This window comes from Streptomyces sp. NPDC007162, assembly GCF_040634175.1.
Classification (GTDB): Bacteria; Actinomycetota; Actinomycetes; order Streptomycetales; family Streptomycetaceae; genus Streptomyces.
This window is the reverse complement of the sequence record NZ_JBEYFC010001061.1, coordinates 1-1,085: the sequence shown is the minus strand read 5'-3', so window position 1 is coordinate 1,085 and position 1,085 is coordinate 1. Positions and strand designations below refer to the sequence as shown.

Here is a 1,085-nt window from a genome sequence, read left to right as displayed (position 1 = left end):
GTCAGGCCGTAGGTGGCGGCGGCGTACTGGTACTCGTGGCTGATGTCGGTGCGGGAGACGCCGGACGCCCAACCGGGACCGGTTCCCGAAGGGCCTCAAGCCCCTCGCCGAGTACGTGCACGCGCTCGGTATGCAGTTCGGCATCTGGGTCGAGCCCGAGATGGTCAACCCGGACAGCGAGCTGTACCGGGCCCACCCCGACTGGGTGCAGTACCAGCAGGGACGGAAGCGGACGGAGCTGCGCAACCAGCTCGTCCTCAACCTCGCCCGCGAGGATGTCCAGGAGTACCTCTGGGAGCAGCTCGACGCCCTGCTGTCCAGCGCGCCCATCGACTACGTCAAGTGGGACTTCAACCGCTGCTTCACCGACGCGGGCTGGCCGGGCGAGCCCTACCCGCAGCGCCTGTGGGTGGACCACGTGCGCGGCCTGTACGCCCTGCTCGACCGGATCCGCGCGGCCCACCCGGACGTCGCCATCGAGTCCTGTTCCGGCGGCGGCGGCCGGATCGACCTCGGCATCATGAGCCGTACCGACGAGGTGTGGACCTCCGACAACACCGACCCGCTGGACCGGCTCGCCATCCAGCACGGCTTCAGCCAGATCCACCCCGCCCGGGTGATGTCCGCCTGGGTCACCGACAGCCCGAACCACCAGCTCAACGGCCGGGTCAGTTCGCTGCGTTTCCGGTTCGTCAGCTCCATGGCCGGGGCGCTCGGGGTCGGCGGCGACCTCTCGAAGTGGACCGAGGAGGAACTCGCCGAAGCCGGCCGCTGGGTGGGGCTCTACAAGGAGATCCGGCCGCTGGTGCAGCGCGGCGACCAGTTCCGGCTGCGGCCGCCGGCCGGCGGGCTCAGCGCGGTGCAGTACACGCTCGGCGACGAGACCGCCGTCCTCGCCTGGCTCCAGGCGCAGAGCTACGGCGAGCCGGTGCCGGCGCTCCGACTCAAGGGGCTCGACCCACAGGCGTCGTACGAATGCCGCGAAACGGGCGAAGTGCACCGAGGGGCAATCCTGTTGCACCACGGGCTGCGGGTGGGCCTCAAGGGTGACCTGGATGCGGCGGTCATCCGACTCCGCCGCATCT

At 70.3% G+C, this 1,085-nt stretch carries 1 pseudogene; it reads left to right on the top strand.

Annotation, left to right across the window (positions count from 1 at the left end):
• Positions 1-64 precede the first annotated feature (64 nt).
• A pseudogene (locus ABZ646_RS47150) lies at positions 65-1,085 on the top strand (alpha-galactosidase); the annotation flags it as partial.